The sequence below is a fragment of the Mesorhizobium sp. M0408 genome (assembly GCF_040321495.1).
GTDB lineage: Bacteria > Pseudomonadota > Alphaproteobacteria > Rhizobiales > Rhizobiaceae > Mesorhizobium.
In genome coordinates this window covers 200736-217312 of record NZ_JAMYRO010000004.1, presented here as the reverse complement: position 1 = coordinate 217312, position 16577 = coordinate 200736, and the positions used below count along the sequence as shown (strand labels likewise).

Annotated in this window: 15 protein-coding genes and 1 tRNA gene; 15 read left to right on the top strand and 1 reads right to left on the bottom strand. The window is 62.8% G+C overall.

Annotation, left to right across the window (positions count from 1 at the left end; all coding sequences use genetic code 11):
* The first annotated feature begins 2 nt into the window (after positions 1 to 2).
* From nuoH to NKI67_RS06545, 14 genes are all read left to right on the top strand, one after another.
* Positions 3 to 1046 carry an NADH-quinone oxidoreductase subunit NuoH gene (nuoH, locus tag NKI67_RS06610; RefSeq protein WP_352450011.1) on the top strand — a complete coding sequence of 348 codons (1044 nt, stop codon included), beginning with the start codon at positions 3 to 5 and terminating at the stop codon, positions 1044 to 1046.
* Entirely contained in the window at positions 1046 to 1537 is a 492-nt protein-coding gene (gene nuoI, locus NKI67_RS06605) for an NADH-quinone oxidoreductase subunit NuoI (protein WP_023676622.1), read from the top strand. Before nuoH ends, nuoI begins: the two co-directional genes overlap by 1 nt.
* Positions 1538 to 1655: 118 nt before the next feature.
* Positions 1656 to 2276: an NADH-quinone oxidoreductase subunit J gene (locus NKI67_RS06600; protein ID WP_023676621.1), complete on the top strand. Its 621-nt coding sequence runs from the start codon at positions 1656 to 1658 to the stop codon at positions 2274 to 2276.
* A 1-nt stretch (position 2277) separates the two neighbouring features.
* Positions 2278 to 2586 carry an NADH-quinone oxidoreductase subunit NuoK gene (nuoK, locus tag NKI67_RS06595; protein WP_023676620.1) on the top strand — a complete coding sequence of 103 codons (309 nt, stop codon included), beginning with the start codon at positions 2278 to 2280 and terminating at the stop codon, positions 2584 to 2586.
* Positions 2587 to 2596: 10 nt separating this feature from the next.
* Complete coding sequence (gene nuoL, locus NKI67_RS06590; protein ID WP_023676619.1) at positions 2597 to 4570, top strand: NADH-quinone oxidoreductase subunit L; 1974 nt, start codon at positions 2597 to 2599, stop codon at positions 4568 to 4570.
* Positions 4570 to 6075: an NADH-quinone oxidoreductase subunit M gene (locus tag NKI67_RS06585; RefSeq protein ID WP_352450009.1), complete on the top strand. Its 1506-nt coding sequence runs from the start codon at positions 4570 to 4572 to the stop codon at positions 6073 to 6075. The genes nuoL and NKI67_RS06585 overlap by 1 nt, the downstream gene beginning before the upstream one ends.
* 18 nt (positions 6076 to 6093) lie before the next feature.
* On the top strand, positions 6094 to 7530 hold the full coding sequence (gene nuoN / locus NKI67_RS06580; protein WP_352589712.1) for an NADH-quinone oxidoreductase subunit NuoN: 1437 nt from the start codon (positions 6094 to 6096) through the stop codon (positions 7528 to 7530).
* 4 nt (positions 7531 to 7534) lie between these two features.
* Entirely contained in the window at positions 7535 to 8356 is an 822-nt protein-coding gene (locus NKI67_RS06575; RefSeq protein ID WP_352589715.1) for a biotin--[acetyl-CoA-carboxylase] ligase, read from the top strand.
* A gap of 119 nt (positions 8357 to 8475) precedes the next feature.
* Positions 8476 to 10146, top strand: a complete 1671-nt coding sequence (locus tag NKI67_RS06570; protein ID WP_352589718.1) for a ribonuclease J — start codon at positions 8476 to 8478, stop codon at positions 10144 to 10146.
* A gap of 140 nt (positions 10147 to 10286) precedes the next feature.
* A complete protein-coding gene (mce, locus tag NKI67_RS06565) occupies positions 10287 to 10691 on the top strand; it encodes a methylmalonyl-CoA epimerase (RefSeq protein ID WP_023676614.1) in 405 nt (134 codons plus the stop codon).
* A complete protein-coding gene (locus tag NKI67_RS06560; RefSeq protein WP_023676613.1) occupies positions 10688 to 10972 on the top strand; it encodes a DUF1467 family protein in 285 nt (94 codons plus the stop codon). The genes mce and NKI67_RS06560 overlap by 4 nt, the downstream gene beginning before the upstream one ends.
* Positions 10973 to 11532: 560 nt before the next feature.
* Entirely contained in the window at positions 11533 to 12861 is a 1329-nt protein-coding gene (proS, locus tag NKI67_RS06555) for a proline--tRNA ligase (protein ID WP_352570374.1), read from the top strand.
* Positions 12858 to 14144: a lipoprotein-releasing ABC transporter permease subunit gene (locus NKI67_RS06550; RefSeq protein WP_352458234.1), complete on the top strand. Its 1287-nt coding sequence runs from the start codon at positions 12858 to 12860 to the stop codon at positions 14142 to 14144. The genes proS and NKI67_RS06550 overlap by 4 nt, the downstream gene beginning before the upstream one ends.
* Complete coding sequence (locus tag NKI67_RS06545) at positions 14141 to 14824, top strand: ABC transporter ATP-binding protein (RefSeq protein WP_023676610.1); 684 nt, start codon at positions 14141 to 14143, stop codon at positions 14822 to 14824. Before NKI67_RS06550 ends, NKI67_RS06545 begins: the two co-directional genes overlap by 4 nt.
* A 387-nt stretch (positions 14825 to 15211) precedes the next feature.
* On the opposite strand, the gene lipB is transcribed toward NKI67_RS06545, so the two are convergent.
* Positions 15212 to 15955: a lipoyl(octanoyl) transferase LipB gene (lipB, locus tag NKI67_RS06540; RefSeq protein ID WP_023676608.1), complete on the bottom strand. Its 744-nt coding sequence runs from the start codon at positions 15953 to 15955 to the stop codon at positions 15212 to 15214.
* A 175-nt stretch (positions 15956 to 16130) separates the two neighbouring features.
* Between lipB and NKI67_RS06535 the strand changes: the two genes are divergently transcribed.
* A tRNA-Leu gene (locus NKI67_RS06535) sits at positions 16131 to 16215 on the top strand.
* Positions 16216 to 16577 lie beyond the last annotated feature (362 nt).

The following is a 16577-nucleotide window of genomic DNA, read 5'->3' as shown; positions in this document are numbered from 1 at the left end:
ACATGGACACCTTCTTCTCCTTCTACGTGCTGCCGGCGCTGCTGATTCTTCTGAAATCGGTCGTGCTGATCGTCGTGCTTCTGATCTTCGTCGCCTATGTGCTTTACGCCGACCGCAAGATCTGGGCGGCGGTGCAATTGCGCCGCGGCCCGAACGTCGTCGGCCCGTGGGGCACGCTGCAGGCCTTCGCCGATCTGCTGAAATTCGTCTTCAAGGAACCGGTGATCCCGTCCGGCGCCAACAAGGGCGTTTTCCTGCTGGCGCCCTTGGTGTCGGCGGTGCTTGCGATCTCTGCCTGGGCGGTGATCCCGGTCAATGAAGGCTGGGCGATCGCCAACGTCAATGTCGGCATCCTCTATGTCTTCGCCATCTCCTCGCTCGAGGTCTATGGCGTCATCATGGGCGGCTGGGCCTCCAATTCGAAATACCCGTTCCTTGGCGCGCTGCGCTCGGCGGCGCAGATGGTGTCCTACGAAGTCTCGATCGGTTTCGTCATCGTCACCGTGCTGCTTTGCGTCGGCTCGCTCAACCTGTCCGACATCGTCTTGTCGCAACAGGACGGGCTGGGCACGCGGCTCGGCCTGCCCAACACCTTCCTCGACTGGCATTGGCTGTCGCTGTTCCCGATGTTCATCGTCTTCTTCATCTCGGCGTTGGCCGAGACCAACCGGCCGCCCTTCGACCTTGTGGAAGCCGAATCGGAACTTGTCGCCGGCCATATGGTTGAATATTCCTCGACGCCGTTCCTGTTGTTTTTCCTCGGCGAATATGTCGCCGTCGTCCTGATGTGCGCGCTGGCCACCATCCTGTTCCTTGGCGGCTGGCTGCCGCCCTTCAACTTCGCGCCGTTCACCTGGGTGCCGGGGCTCATCTGGTTCGTGCTCAAGGTCTGCCTGGTGTTCTTCATGTTCTCCATGGTGAAGGCGTTCGTGCCGCGCTATCGCTACGACCAGCTGATGCGGCTCGGCTGGAAGGTCTTCCTGCCGATCTCGCTGTTCATGGTGGTCGCCACCGCCGCCTTTCTCAAACTCACCGGGTTTGCCTGATGTCAGCATTATCCCAGGCCGCCAAGTCACTGCTTTTGCAGGATTTCGTCAGCGCTTTCTTCCTGTCGATGCGCCAGTTCTTCGCGCCGAAGGAGACGATCAACTATCCGCATGAAAAGGGGCCGGTCAGCCCGCGCTTCCGCGGCGAACATGCGCTGCGCCGCTATCCGAACGGCGAGGAACGCTGCATCGCCTGCAAACTGTGCGAGGCGATCTGCCCGGCACAGGCCATCACCATCGAAGCCGGCCCACGCCGCAACGACGGCACACGGCGCACCGTGCGCTACGACATCGATATGGTGAAATGCATTTATTGCGGCTTCTGCCAGGAAGCCTGCCCGGTCGACGCCATTGTCGAGGGGCCGAATTTCGAATTCGCGACGGAAACGCGCGAGGAGCTTTATTACGACAAGGACAGGCTCCTGGCCAATGGCGACCGCTGGGAGCGTGAGCTGGCGCGCAACATCTCGCTGGATGCGCCTTACCGCTGATATTTGACGCATGGACGGGGCGAGGGGCCTGGTTTAAGGAACACGCAACTTGCCGACCGGAGGCGGTGGCAAAAAACAGGACGAACGTCCTGTTCTGACAGGAAACCCGGGGGAACCCATGCTGAGTGGACTAGAGGCGGCCTTTTTCTACCTCTTCGCCTTTGTCGCGGTGGCATCGGCGTTCATGGTCATTTCGGCGCGCAATCCCGTGCATTCGGTGCTGTTCCTGATCCTGACCTTCTTCAACGCCGCCGGCCTGTTCATGCTGACCGGCGCCGAGTTCCTGGCGATGATCCTGCTCGTCGTCTATGTCGGCGCGGTGCTGGTGCTGTTCCTGTTCGTCGTCATGATGCTCGACGTCGACTTCGCCGAAATGAAGGAAGGCGCCCTGCAATATGCACCGATCGGCGCGCTGGTCGGGCTGATCCTGGCGGCGGAGCTGATCGTGGTGCTCGGCGGCTATACATTCGCGCCGAAACTGGCGGCGACGGTCGCGAAACCCATTCCGGACCTGGCCGCGCGGTCGAACACGGCAGCGCTCGGCGACATCCTCTATACGGATTACCTCTATTACTTCCAGGTAGCGGGGCTGGTGCTGCTGGTCGCCATGATCGGCGCCATCGTGCTGACGCTGCGCCACAAGCCGGGCGTCAAGCGGCAGTCGATCGCCGCCCAGGTCGGCCGCACGGCGGCAACCGGAGTGGAAATCCGCAAGGTCAAGACGGGCGAAGGAGTCTGAGATGGTCGTCGGCATCGCGCACTACCTGACCGTATCGGCGATCCTGTTCACGCTCGGCGTGTTCGGCATCTTCCTGAACCGCAGGAACGTCATCGTCATCCTGATGTCGATCGAGCTGATCCTGCTTGCGGTCAACATCAATTTCGTCGCCTTTTCGGCGGCGCTCGGCGATTTGGTCGGCCAGGTGTTCGCACTGTTCGTGCTGACGGTCGCGGCGGCCGAAGCGGCGATCGGCCTTGCCATTCTCGTCGTCTTCTTCCGCAACCGCGGCTCGATCGCGGTCGAAGACGTGAACATGATGAAGGGTTGACGGAACCACCATGTATCAGGCCATCGTCTTCCTTCCGCTGCTCGGCTTTCTGATCGTCGGCCTGTTCGGCACCTCGCTCGGGGCCAAGGCTTCCGAATACATCACCTCGGGCTTCCTGGTGATCGCGGCCGTGCTGTCGTGGGTCGCCTTCTTCTCGGTTGGCTTCGGCGGCGGAGAGGTGTTCACCGTGCCGGTGATGCGCTGGATCCAGTCGGGCGGGCTGGAGGCGTCCTGGGCGCTCAGGATCGACACGCTGACGGTGGTGATGCTGGTAGTTGTCAACACGGTGTCGTCGCTGGTCCATATCTACTCGATCGGCTACATGCATCACGATCCGGACCGGCCGCGCTTCTTCGCCTATCTGTCGCTGTTTACCTTCGCCATGCTGATGCTGGTGACGGCCGACAACCTCGTGCAGATGTTCTTCGGCTGGGAAGGCGTCGGCCTTGCCTCCTATCTGCTGATCGGCTTCTGGTACAAGAAGCCGTCGGCCAATGCGGCTGCGATCAAGGCCTTCGTCGTCAACCGCGTCGGCGATTTCGGCTTTGCGCTCGGCATATTCGGCGTGTTCGTGCTGTTCGGCTCGGTCAATCTCGGCACCATCTTCGCCAATGCGGCGACGTTCATTCCGGCGGAAGGCGCGCCGCAAGGCCCGGCCGTGCTGACCTTCCTCGGCTATGCGCTCGACAAGCAGGCTGCGATGACGGTTGTCTGCCTGCTCCTGTTCATGGGCGCCATGGGCAAGTCGGCGCAGGTGCCGCTTCACACCTGGCTGCCGGATGCCATGGAAGGCCCGACGCCGGTCTCGGCACTGATCCATGCCGCGACCATGGTGACGGCAGGCGTGTTCATGCTGGCGCGGTTGTCGCCGCTGTTCGAGCTGTCGCATTCGGCATTGACCGTGGTCACTTTCATCGGCGCCTTCACCGCCTTCTTCGCGGCGACAGTCGGTCTCGTCCAGAACGACATCAAGCGCGTCATCGCCTATTCGACCTGTTCGCAGCTCGGCTACATGTTCGTGGCGCTCGGCGTCGGCGCCTATGGCGCGGCGATCTTCCATCTGTTCACGCACGCCTTCTTCAAGGCGCTGCTGTTCCTCGGCTCGGGCTCGGTCATCCACGCCGTCTCCGACGAGCAGGACATGCGCAAGATGGGCGGCCTGAGGACGCTCATTCCGAAAACGTACTGGATGATGGTGATCGGCACGCTGGCGCTGACCGGTGTCGGCATCCCGGTAACGATCATCGGCACGGCCGGCTTCTTTTCCAAGGACGCCATCATCGAAGCGGCCTTCGCCGGCCACAATGCGGTCGCCGCGTTTGCCTTCATATTGCTGGTCATTGCTGCCTGCTTCACCTCCTTCTACTCCTGGCGGCTGATCTTCATGACCTTCCACGGCGAGCCGCGGGCCAGCCACGAGGTCATGCACCATGTCCATGAATCGCCGCCGGTCATGCTGGTGCCGCTGTTCATCCTGGCGGCGGGCGCGCTGTTTGCCGGCGTGATCTTCCACGGCGCCTTCTTCGGCGAGGGCTATGCCGAATTCTGGAAGGCGTCGCTGTTCACGCTGCCGGACAACCACATCCTGCACGAAATCCACGAAGTGCCGTTGTGGGTCGAGCTGTCACCGTTCATCGCCATGCTGATCGGCTTTGCGATTGCCTGGCAGTTCTATATTCGCGCGCCGGAAATGCCTCGGAGCGTCGCCGCCAACCATCGCCTGCTCTACGCCTTCCTGCTCAACAAATGGTATTTCGACGAGCTCTACGACTTCCTGTTCGTGCGGCCGGCAAAGCGCCTCGGCAGCTTCCTGTGGAAGACCGGCGACGGCACCGTCATCGACGGGCTCGGGCCGGACGGCATTTCGGCGCGCGTCGTCGACGTCACCAACCGGGTCGTCAAGCTGCAGACCGGCTATCTTTACCACTATGCCTTCGCCATGCTGATCGGCGTTGCCGCACTCGTCACCTGGATGATGCTCTGATGACCGCCTGGCCGATCCTATCGCTGGTCACCTTCCTGCCGCTGGTTGGTGTGCTGCTCATCCTTTTCGTGCGTGACGACAGCGAGAACGCGCGCCGCAACATCCGCGCCATAGCACTGTTCACGACCGCGTTCACGTTTGTGATTTCGCTGTTCATCTGGACCGGCTTCGACAATTCGCAGCCCGGCTTCCAGTTCGTCGAGAAGTTTGCCTGGCTGGATTCCGGCATCTCCTATCATATGGGCGTAGACGGCATCTCCATGCTGTTCGTCATCCTGACCACCTTCCTGATGCCGCTCTGCATCCTCGCCTCGTGGGAATCGATCGAGAAGCGCGTCAAGGCCTATATGATTGCCTTCCTGCTGCTCGAGACGCTGATGATCGGCGTGTTCTGCGCGCTCGACATCGTCTTGTTCTATGTCTTCTTCGAAGCCGGCCTGATCCCGATGTTCATCATCATCGGCGTGTGGGGCGGCAAGCGGCGCGTCTATGCCTCGTTCAAGTTCTTCCTCTATACGCTGGCCGGCTCGGTGCTGATGCTGCTCGCCATCATGGCGATGTTCTTCCAGTCCGGCACCACCGACATCCCGACGCTTCTGACCCACAACTTCCCGGCCAATATGCAGACTTGGCTATGGCTTGCCTTCTTCGCGTCCTTCGCGGTGAAGATGCCGATGTGGCCGGTGCACACCTGGCTGCCGGACGCGCATGTCGAGGCGCCGACGGCCGGCTCGGTGATCCTGGCCGCCATCCTGCTCAAGATGGGTGGGTACGGCTTCCTGCGCTTTTCGCTGCCGATGTTTCCGATCGCATCCGAAATGTTCGCGCCGCTGATCTTCACGCTCTCCGTTGTCGCCATCATCTACACCTCGCTGGTGGCGCTGATGCAGGAGGACATGAAGAAGCTGATCGCCTATTCGTCGGTCGCTCACATGGGCTTCGTTACCATGGGCATCTTCGCGATGAACCAGGAAGGCGTCCAGGGTTCGATCTTTCAGATGCTGTCGCACGGCCTGGTCTCCGGCGCGCTGTTCCTCTGCGTCGGCGTCGTCTACGACCGCATGCATACGCGTGACATCGACGCCTATGGCGGGTTGGTCAACAACATGCCGAAATATGCAACCGTGTTCATGATCTTCACCATGGCCAATGTCGGCCTGCCCGGCACCAGCGGCTTCGTCGGCGAGTTCCTGACCATGCTCGGCGTGTTCCGGGTCAACACCTGGGTAGCGTTCTTCGCCGCCACCGGCGTCATCCTTTCGGCGGCCTATGCGCTCTGGCTCTACCGCAAGGTGATCTTCGGCGCGCTGACCAAGGAAAGCCTGAAAGGCCTGCTCGACCTGTCGACGCGCGAGAAGGTGATCATCTATCCGCTGGTCGCGCTGGTCATCTTCTTCGGCGTCTATCCGGCGCCGATCTTCGACGCGACCGCCGAATCGGTCAAGGCGCTCGTTACCAATGTCACCGCATCCATCGGCGCCGCGCAGACCGCGGCGGCGAACTGACTGGGGGTTTTGCGAACCATGACGCCGGACCTTCTCTCAAGCCTGTCGCTCTCGACGCCAGAGCTGATCCTCGCCATCGGCGCCTTGGCGCTGTTGATGCTCGGCGCCTATTCGCGCGCCAACACCACGGTCACGGTGAGCGGCCTTGCCGTCGCCGTGCTGGTGATCGCCGGCGCCTGGCTGGTCTTTTCGCCGGGACAGGGCAACGCCTATAGCGAAGCCTTCATCCAGGATCCGTTCGCCCGCTTCATGAAGGTGCTGGCGCTCGTCGGCTCGGCGGTGACGCTGGTCATGTCGGTCCGCTTTGCCCAGGCGGAGCGTTTCGACAAGTTCGAATATCCGGTGCTGATCCTGCTCTGCACGCTCGGCATGATGCTGATGATCTCGGCCAACGGCATGATCGGGCTCTATCTCGGCCTCGAGCTGCAATCGCTGGCGATCTACGTGCTGGCGGCGATCAATCGGGACAATCTGCGCTCGACCGAGGCCGGGCTGAAGTATTTCGTCCTTGGCGCCCTGTCGTCGGGCATGCTGCTTTACGGTATCTCGCTGGTCTACGGCTACACCGGCAACACCGGCTTCCAGGAGATCGCCACGGCGCTGAGCGGCGGTGAGCGCCAGCTTGGGCTCGTCTTCGGCCTGGTTTTCGTGCTGGCCGGCCTTGCCTTCAAGATCTCGGCGGTGCCGTTCCATATGTGGACGCCCGACGTCTATGAAGGCGCGCCGACGCCGGTGACGGCTTTTCTGGCGGCGGCACCGAAGATGGCGGCGATGGCGCTGATGGTGCGCGTCACCATGGGCGCCTTCAAGCCGATCGCCGCCGACTGGCAGCAGATCATCGTCTTCATCTCGATCGCCTCGATGGCGCTTGGTGCCTTTGCGGCCATCGGCCAGACCAACATCAAACGGCTGATGGCCTATTCCTCCATCGGTCATATGGGTTATGCGCTGGTCGGCCTTGCCGCGAACAGCCAGGATGGCGTGCGCGGCGTCGCCATCTACATGCTGATCTATCTGGTGATGACGCTCGGCACCTTCGCCTTCATCCTCGCCATGCGGCGCAAGGAGGGCAATGTCGAGCAGATCAGCGATCTCGCCGGCCTGTCGGCGACCAATCCGATCATGGCGACGATCCTCACCATCCTGATGTTCTCGCTGGCCGGCATCCCGCCGCTCGCCGGCTTCTGGGGGAAATGGTACGTGTTCCTCGCCGCCATCAATGCCAACCTCTACGCGCTGGCGATCATCGGCGTGCTCGCCTCTGTGGTGGGCGCCTACTATTATCTGCGTATCATCAAGATCATGTGGTTCGACGAACCGGTCGGCGGCTTCGTGCCGATGGCGTCCGAACTGCGCGTCGTGCTCGGTGTCTGTGGCGCCTTCGTGCTGTTCTACGTGCTGATCGGCGGCCCGATCGGAACCTACGCCGCAGCCGCGGCCAAGACCTTCTTCTGACGGAATGACTTTCAGGCTGGCTCCAACCGCGGCTTCGGACGGGTTCCGGCTCGAGGCGCACGACACGGTCGGCTCCACCAACGCGCTGGCGCTGGAGCATGCACGGGCCGGCGATCCGGGCAAACTCTGGGTCGTCTCCAAAAAGCAGGAAGCCGGGCGTGGCCGCCGTGGCCGCGCCTGGGCGACGCCCGAGGGCAATCTGGCAGCGACGTTGCTGGTGATCACCAACACCGAGCTTCGGCTTGCCGCGACGCTCGGCTTCGTTGCCGGACTGGCGCTGGCCGACGCGCTCGACGCTGTCGTGCCGAAGGGCAGGATCGCGATCGGCCTCGATGGTGCGAGCCAAGGCAAGAACCGTTTCGAACTGAAATGGCCCAACGATGTGCTTGCCTCGGGCGCCAAGCTCGCCGGCATCCTGCTGGAATCGGCGATGCTGGATGGTGGCCGTTCCGCGGTGGCTGTCGGTGTCGGCGTCAACGTGGTGGCATACCCTGAGGATTTGCCTTATCCAGCGACGTCGCTCAGCGCGCTGGGGTCTGCTTGCGATGCCGAGACGCTGTTCCTGGCGCTGTCGGATACATGGAGCGAGAATGCGCGGCTGTGGAACGAAGGGCGCGGGCTTGCCGCCGTCAGGCGGCGGTGGCTGGCGCGTGCGGCGGGGCTTGGCGGGCAGGTTGCTGTCAGAATTGACGGTAATGTGGTGCGCGGCACCTTCGAGACCATTGACGAGGACTGCCGTTTCGTGATCCGCGACGATCAAGGTTCGGTTCTGACGATCGCCGCCGGCGACGTGCATTTCGGCGCGGTTGCCTCGGCCGGCGTTTGACTGGCCAATACGTTTGACTGGCCAGGTATTTGACCAGCTTGAATTTGACCGGCCGACAATTTTGACCGGCCGACAATTTTGACCGGCCCACAATTTTGACCGGCAAGGAAGGAAAGACCATGGCGATAGCGGAAAACGCCGAACTTGTCTTCGTGCCGCTCGGCGGTGTCGGCGAGATCGGCATGAACTTCGCCCTCTACGGCTATGGGCCGGCCAATGCGCGCGAATGGATCGTGGTCGACGTCGGCGTCACTTTTCCCGATGCAACCCTGCCCGGCGTCGACCTGGTTCTGCCCGACACGCGTTTCATCGAGGAGAATGTCGCCAATCTGCGCGGCATCGTCATCACCCATGCGCATGAGGACCATTACGGCGCGCTCCACGACATCTGGCCGAAGCTCAAGGCGCCGGTGTGGATGACGCCGTTCAGCGCCGGCCTGCTGGAAGCCAAGCGGCAGGGCGAGCAAGGGGCGCCGAAGATCCCGGTGACGATCTACCGGGCCGGCGAGAAATTCACCGTCGGCCCGTTCGAGATCGAGGCCATCCCTGTTGCGCACTCCATTCCCGAACCGATGTCGCTGGCGATCACGACGCCGGCCGGCGTCGTCATCCATACCGGCGACTGGAAGATCGATCCGGCGCCGACGGTCGGGCCGATGACCGACGAGGCGCGCTTCCGAGCCTATGGCGACAAGGGTGTGCTGGCGCTGGTCTGCGATTCCACCAATGCGATGCGGGAAGGGGAATCGCCGTCCGAAGTGGCGGTGGGCGAGGGCCTCAAGAGCGTCATCCAGAACGCCAAGGGCCGGGTCGCCGTCACCAGCTTCTCCTCCAATGTCGGGCGTATCGTCTCCATCGCCAAGGCGGCGCGGGATGCCGGCCGCCAGTGCCTGGTGATTGGCCGCTCGATGAAGCGCGTCATCGATGTGGCTGATGAACTCGGCTATATGGACGGGTTGCCGGAATTCATCGCCGAGGAGGATTACGGCTTCATCCCGCGCGAAAACCTCGTCATCATCTGCACCGGCAGCCAGGGCGAGCCGCTTGCCGCACTTGCCAAGCTGTCGCGCGACGAGATGAAGTCGGTGGCGCTGACGGCCGGCGACACGGTGGTGTTTTCCTCGCGCACCATTCCCGGCAACGAGAAGGCGATCCTCGAAATCAAGAACCGCCTGATCGATCTCGGCATCAAGATCATCGAGGACGGCGATGCGCTGGTGCATGTCTCCGGCCATCCACGCCGCAGCGAATTGCGCAAGATGTATGAATGGGTGCGGCCGCAGATCGGCGTTCCCGTGCATGGCGAAGCGGCGCATCTGGTGGCGCAGGGCTCGCTGATGTCGACGTCCGGCATCGGCCAGGTCGCGCAGGTGCGCGACGGCGACATGCTCAGGCTGTATCCGGGTGCCGCCGCCATCATCGACCAGGTGCCGTTCGGCCGCATCTACAAGGACGGAAGGCTGATCGGCACCGACCAGGCGATGGGCATTCGCGACCGCCGCAAGCTGTCCTTTGCCGGCCATGTCGCCGTCAATGTCGTGCTCGACGACAAATACGAGCTTGCCGGCGATCCCGATCTCGTCGCCATCGGCGTCGCCGAGGCCGACGGCAGCGGCGAGAGCCTGGAAGACCTGATGATCGATGCGGCAATCGGCGCCGTGGACTCCATCCCCCGCCAGCGCCGAAAAGACCTCGACCTGGTCCAGGAGGCAGTGCGGCGCGCGGTGCGCGGCGCGGCCAACGAAGCCTGGGGCAAGAAGCCGCTGGTGACGGTGTTCGTCACGAGGTGACGAACAAGGGAGTAGGGGAGTAGGGCAGTAAGGGAGTAGGGAAGTAGGAGGTAGGAGCGCAAACAGATGCACTTCTAGATCCTTTTTTCCCTACTCCCCTACTGCCTTACTCCCCTACTCCCCTAACCCGGGAGTACGCTATGCTCGGACGCCTCAACCATGTCGCGCTTGCGGTGCCGGATCTGGCCGCGGCTGCGGCGGTCTATCGCGATACGCTTGGCGCTCGCGTGACCGCGCCGCAGGCGCTGCCGGAGCATGGCGTTACGGTGGTGTTCGTCGACGTCGGCAACACCAGGATCGAGTTGCTCGAGCCTCTCGGCGAAGCCTCGCCGATCGCCGCATTCCTCGCGAAGAATCCGTCCGGCGGCATGCACCATGTCTGCTATGAGGTGGACGACATTGTTGCGGCGCACGACCGTCTCAAGGCCAGCGGCGCGCGCGTGCTGGGCGACGGCAATCCGAAGATCGGCGCACATGGCAAGCCGGTATTGTTTCTGCACCCCAAGGATTTCTTCGGCACGCTGGTCGAACTGGAGCAAGCATGAGTTGGGTTTCGTTTGTCGCCCTGTTCTTCGCCACATGGTGGGTGGTGTTGTTCGCCGTCCTGCCGTTCAGCATGCGGACGCAGGACGAGGATCGGGACGTGACGCTTGGCACGGTTCCGAGCGCACCGCGCGGACCGCACATGCTGCGCGCGGCGCTGCGCACGACGATCGTCACGCTGGTCCTCATGGGTATCTTCTACGGCATCACGAGAGGGCTTGGCCTCGGTATCGACGACATCCCGCACATCGTGCCGGATTTCAACCAGAGCCCAGCGCATTAGCCGGCTACCTACCGTGTCCGACTATCCCAGCCTAGCCGAGGCTCTGAAATCAAGCTGAGCCAGCAAGGTCAATCCAAAGTAAAGGCCGGGGCGGGTTTGGGCTGACGCAACGTCATGTAGTTTGGTAATCTGTCGTTCTAACCAGATGATTGCACAAAAAAAATGCAAGGCGCGAGGCCTTGCAATTTAAACGCGTCCGATCTGTTTCCGGTGTCCGGCGGCAGCGAGTTACCGCGCCTAGATCGCATCCTCCCAAGACTTTGACCGCGTAGGAGGGCAGATTTTTCTCTACCCTCTCGGTTATGGGGGCACACTAGCCTAAGGCGGGTGAAAATGTCACGAAGAATTTTGCCCGGAAACAGGCAATCTCGTGCTGCAGTGCACAATAGTACGGCAGGCGTTGCTTGCGAAACGCCCAGCAAGCCGCGTGCGGCAATTGCGGCGCCTGTGCAGCGCTTGGGCCGGGTTTCCATTCCGCCATGAAATGGCTATGAAGCCGGGGCAAGCAAGCCTGCGCTGCGCCGATTCCGGCGCCGCCATCCTCTCTCACGGACCAGTCCATGCGTTTGTCGCGCTATTTCCTGCCCATTCTCAAAGAAAATCCGCGCGAGGCCGAGATCGTCTCGCATCGGCTGATGCTGCGCGCCGGCATGATCCGCCAGCAGGGGCAGGGCAGCTTTTCCTGGCTGCCGCTCGGCAAGCGGGTGCTGGACAAGGTCTGCCGGATCATTCGCGAGGAGCAGAATCGCGCCGGCGCACTCGAAATCCTGATGCCGACCATCCAATCGGCCGAGCTGTGGCGCGAAAGCGGCCGCTATGAAGACTACGGCAAGGAGATGCTGCGCATCAAGGACCGGCAAGACCGCGATATGCTCTACGGGCCGACCAACGAGGAGATGGTCACCGAGATATTCCGCTCCTATGTCAAGTCCTACAAGGACCTGCCGCTCAACCTCTATCATATCCAGTGGAAGTTTCGCGACGAGGTGCGCCCGCGCTTCGGCGTCATGCGTTCGCGCGAGTTCCTGATGAAGGACGCCTATTCCTTCGACCTCGATTATGAAGGCGCCAAGGCCGCTTATAACCGCATGTTCGTGTCCTATCTCAGGACGTTTACGCGCCTGGGGCTGCAGGCCATTCCGATGCGCGCCGACACCGGGCCGATCGGCGGCGACCTCAGCCATGAGTTCATCATCCTGGCCGACACCGGCGAGAGCCAGGTGTTTTGCCATCGCGACTATCTCTCGCTTGAGGTGCCGGGGGCGGATACCGATTTTTCGAACGACGCCGAGATCGGCGGCATCGTCAAGACGTGGACGACGCCCTATGCCGCCACCGACGAAATGCATGACGAGGCGGCATGGGAAAAGCTCTCCGAAGGCGACAGGGTCTCGGCGCGCGGCATCGAGGTTGGGCATATCTTCCATTTCGGCGACAAATATTCCAAGCCGATGGGCGCCAAGGTGACCGGGCCGGACGGCAAGGATCATTTCGTTTCTGGCGGTTCCTACGGCATCGGCCCGTCCAGGCTGGTCGCGGCGATCATCGAGGCCAGCCATGACGATAACGGCATCATCTGGCCGGAGGCGGTGGCACCGTTCGATGTCGGCCTGATCAACATGAAGGCTGGCGATGCCGAATGCGACCGCGTCTGCCGCGAGCTGAATGCCGCCTTTGCCGCCGCCGGCAAGGAGGTGCTCTACGACGACACCGACCAGCGGCCGGGCGGCAAGTTCGCCACCGCCGACCTGATCGGGCTCCCGTGGCAGGTGATCGTCGGGCCGCGTGGTGTCGCCGCCGGCGAGGTCGAAATCAAGAACCGCAGGACCGGCGAGCGCGAGACGCTGCCGATCGGCGATGTGAAAAAGCGTTTCGGTGCCGCCGTATGAGTGAAGCGGCAGCAGCCAAACCTTCGGCGGCAGGACCCTTTTCCGGCTTCGAGCGCATGGTGGCGTGGCGCTATCTGCGCTCGCGCCGCAAGGAGACGGTGATCTCGGTGATCGCCTCGATCTCCTTCCTCGGCATCATGCTGGGCGTTGCCACGCTGATCGTCGTCATGGCGGTCATGAACGGCTTTCGCGCCGAACTGCTGACGCGCATCCTTGGCGTCAACGGGCACCTGATCGTGCAGCCGCTCGACATGCCGCTGGAGGACTATGACCAGGTCGCCGGCCGCATCAACGGCGTGCCCGGCGTCAAATATGCCATTCCGCTGATCGACGGGCAGGTGCTGGCGCAAGGCAATGTCGGCGGCGGCACCGGCGCGCTGGTGCGCGGTATACGCGGCGAGGATCTCGGCAAGATCACGATCGTCGCCAACAACATCAAGGCGGGCTCGATCGTCGGCTTCGACACCGGCGAGGGAGTCGCCATCGGCAGCCGCATGGCCGAGAATCTCGGCCTTGTGCTCGGCGATACCATCACGCTGATCTCGCCCGAGGGCGACGTCACGCCGCTCGGCACGACGCCGCGCATGAAAGGCTATCCGATAACCGCGATCTTCGAGGTCGGCATGTCGGAATATGACAGCTCCATCGTCTACATGCCGTTTTCGGAAGCGCAGCTTTATTTCAACATGGACGGCAGGGCGCAGACGATCGAGATCTACGCCGACAATCCCGACAATATCGACGCGCTGAAGCCGAAGGTCGAAGAGGCGGCGCAACGGCCGATCACCCTCGTCGATTGGCGGGAGCGTAACAAGACGTTTTTCGACGCGCTGCAGGTCGAGCGCAACGTCATGTTCATGATCCTGACGCTGATCGTGCTGGTGGCGGCGCTCAACATCATTTCGGGCCTGATCATGCTGGTGAAGGACAAGGGCCACGACATCGCCATCCTGCGCACCATGGGCGCCACGCGCGGCGCGATCCTGCGCATCTTCCTGATGACCGGGGCTGCGATCGGCGTTGTCGGCACCATCGCCGGCGTGCTGCTCGGCATCGTGATCTGCCTCAACGTCGAGCGCATCCGCCAGTTCTTCTCCTGGCTGGCCAACGAGCGGCTGTTCAATCCCGAGCTTTATTTCCTGAGCCAGCTGCCGGCGCGCATGGATGCCAGCGAGACGATCTCGGTCGTTCTCATGGCTTTGGCGCTGTCGTTCCTGGCGACACTGTTTCCGGCGTGGCGCGCTGCCAGGCTCGATCCGGTCGAAGCGCTGAGGTACGAATGATGGCCGAGGCCATTATCGAGCTGAAGAGCGTCGAACGCCATTATGTACAGGGGCCGCGCAAGCTGACCATCCTGAACGGCGCCGATTTTTCGCTGAAGCGTGGCGAGATGGTGGCGCTTGTGGCGCCGTCGGGCACCGGCAAGTCGACGCTGCTCCACACGGCCGGGCTGCTGGAGCGACCGGACGCCGGCGACGTGATCCTGGCGGGGCGCGCCTGCGGCCGGCTTTCCGACGACGAGCGCACGGCGATCCGCCGCAACGATGTCGGCTTCGTCTACCAGTTCCATCATTTGTTGCCTGAGTTTTCTGCGCTGGAAAACATCATGATGCCGCAGCTGATAAAAGGGCTGCCGCGCAAGGAGGCGGCCGAGCGGGCGGCGCAATTGCTCGACTATATGCAGATCGGCAAGCGGGCACAGCATCGCCCCTCCGAGCTCTCCGGCGGCGAGCAGCAGCGGGTCGCCATTGCGCGTGCCGTCGCCAATGCGCCGCTGGTGCTTTTGGCCGACGAGCCGACCGGCAATCTCGACCCGGTGACCGCTTCCTATGTGTTCGAGGCGCTGGCAGCACTGGTCCGGCAATCGGGCCTGGCGGCGCTCATCGCCACCCACAATCACGAGCTCGCCTCGCGCATGGACCGCCGCGTGACGCTGTCCGACGGCAAGGTTGTGCCGCTTTAGGGTGCGCTGCAATTGAGGCGATGACGGCCCGCGAGCTGCCGTGCGCCGTCCCGCCGCTTTCGCGCGCCTGTCGGCCCCGAAACGCTCGGCATCTCCTTCTCAACCCTTTCTTAACCCTGTCGAAATGACCGAGCGCAATTCGGGTGACGCCCGGACTGCGATCGTTGACATTCGAACAAAATTAGAACAAAATACGAACACACTAACAACAGGAGAGAGTCATGACCGATCTTGTTCAGGATGTCGTCTCGCTGGTGTGCATGAGCACGTTCCTCATTTCCATGGCAATCTGGATCGGCGCGATGTGAGGATTGAGCTCAAGGGCGGGCTCGATGCTGATGAGCGAGGGCCGCCTTCGCATATTGGCGCAGGCATTGGGCGAGTGTTTCAGCCGGCCTTGCGGGACACTTCGACAGGCGACACCGCGGCGGGCCCGAACACGTCCTCGAAAGCGGATTTCAGCGCCAGGTCGAGGTCGGCCATGGTCACGGGAAGGCCGAGGTCGACAAGGCTGGTGACGCCGTGATGCTGGACGCCGCACGGCACGATGCCGCTGAAATGGCTAAGGTCCGGCTCGACATTGATGGCGATGCCGTGAAAGCTCACCCAGCGCCTCAGCCTGATGCCGATGGCGGCGATCTTGTCCTCGGCCGCCGAGCCGTCGGGCAAAGCGGGGCGGTCCGGCCGAACCACCCAGACGCCGACGCGGTCCTCGCGGCGTTCGCCGCGTACGTTGAAGGCGGCCAGCGAGCCGATGATCCATTGTTCGAGTGCGGCGACGAAGGCGCGGACATCCTCGCGCCGCCGCTTCAGGTCGAGCATGACGTAGGCGACTCGCTGGCCCGGCCCATGATAGGTGTATTCGCCGCCACGCCCGGCGGCAAAGACCGGGAAACGGTCCGGCTCGATCAGGTCCTCGATGCGGGCGCTGGTGCCGGCGGTGTAGAGCGGCGGGTGCTCGACCAGCCAGACCATCTCGCCGGCGGCGCCGCTGCGGATTGCCTCGGCGCGCGCCTCCATCACGGCGAGCGCATCGGGATAGGCGGTGAGCCCGGGCTCGATGCGCCATTCGACCGGCGCCGAGCCGGGCAAGGGCAGGAACGACGTGGCGATCTGGCTGCGTTCTGTCATGATATCTCGTCTCGCCACTCATATGGCGGCAATCGGTACAAACGTCCAGTTCCGGCACGTTCGGCCCTTGAAGAGTTATGCCGATGTCCGGCCGATTATTGCTGGCCGCGCACTTGTTTCACCGGAAACGATTTGCTACACGCCGCGGGCCGGTTGGTTCCGGCTCCTACCACGTGCGGTCGTGGCGGAATTGGTAGACGCGCAGCGTTGAGGTCGCTGTGGGGCAACCCGTGGAAGTTCGAGTCTTCTCGACCGCACCATCAAATTCGAAAGCGGAATCTCTTACACGTTGAACTTCGAGCACGGCGGGGAGCGTCCTTGTCGGGGCACGTGCCCTTTGCCTGATTACGATCGCGAGTTTTGCCCATGCGAAGAGGCCATCGGCGGGCATGGCCATCTATCGATAGGCGCACATGATTATTCGCGCACCAGGCGTCCGGTCGCCCACCAGATCACCGACACAACAATGATTGATGCGTAGCCGTCCACGGCATAGTGCCAGCCAGTGAACACCGATCCGTACAGGATCAGGGCTGCAAAGGTCCAACCGAGAACGAGCCGGCGCTGGGTGTGGTTCGAGGGGCAGCTCGATCTCGACCCTGATCGGATGGCTCATGGCCTA

Excerpts from the sequence above, each read along its gene's own strand:
- nuoH (WP_352450011.1), top strand. The coding sequence starts at position 3 with ATGGACACCTTCTTCTCCTTCTACGTGCTGCCGGCGCTGCTGATTCTT.
- nuoI (WP_023676622.1), top strand. The coding sequence starts at position 1,046 with ATGTCAGCATTATCCCAGGCCGCCAAGTCACTGCTTTTGCAGGATTTC.
- NKI67_RS06600 (WP_023676621.1), top strand. The coding sequence starts at position 1,656 with ATGCTGAGTGGACTAGAGGCGGCCTTTTTCTACCTCTTCGCCTTTGTC.
- nuoK (WP_023676620.1), top strand. The coding sequence starts at position 2,278 with ATGGTCGTCGGCATCGCGCACTACCTGACCGTATCGGCGATCCTGTTC.
- nuoL (WP_023676619.1), top strand. The coding sequence starts at position 2,597 with ATGTATCAGGCCATCGTCTTCCTTCCGCTGCTCGGCTTTCTGATCGTC.
- NKI67_RS06585 (WP_352450009.1), top strand. The coding sequence starts at position 4,570 with ATGACCGCCTGGCCGATCCTATCGCTGGTCACCTTCCTGCCGCTGGTT.
- nuoN (WP_352589712.1), top strand. The coding sequence starts at position 6,094 with ATGACGCCGGACCTTCTCTCAAGCCTGTCGCTCTCGACGCCAGAGCTG.
- NKI67_RS06575 (WP_352589715.1), top strand. The coding sequence starts at position 7,535 with ATGACTTTCAGGCTGGCTCCAACCGCGGCTTCGGACGGGTTCCGGCTC.
- NKI67_RS06570 (WP_352589718.1), top strand. The coding sequence starts at position 8,476 with ATGGCGATAGCGGAAAACGCCGAACTTGTCTTCGTGCCGCTCGGCGGT.
- mce (WP_023676614.1), top strand. The coding sequence starts at position 10,287 with ATGCTCGGACGCCTCAACCATGTCGCGCTTGCGGTGCCGGATCTGGCC.
- NKI67_RS06560 (WP_023676613.1), top strand. The coding sequence starts at position 10,688 with ATGAGTTGGGTTTCGTTTGTCGCCCTGTTCTTCGCCACATGGTGGGTG.
- proS (WP_352570374.1), top strand. The coding sequence starts at position 11,533 with ATGCGTTTGTCGCGCTATTTCCTGCCCATTCTCAAAGAAAATCCGCGC.
- NKI67_RS06550 (WP_352458234.1), top strand. The coding sequence starts at position 12,858 with ATGAGTGAAGCGGCAGCAGCCAAACCTTCGGCGGCAGGACCCTTTTCC.
- NKI67_RS06545 (WP_023676610.1), top strand. The coding sequence starts at position 14,141 with ATGATGGCCGAGGCCATTATCGAGCTGAAGAGCGTCGAACGCCATTAT.
- lipB (WP_023676608.1), bottom strand. The coding sequence starts at position 15,955 with ATGACAGAACGCAGCCAGATCGCCACGTCGTTCCTGCCCTTGCCCGGC.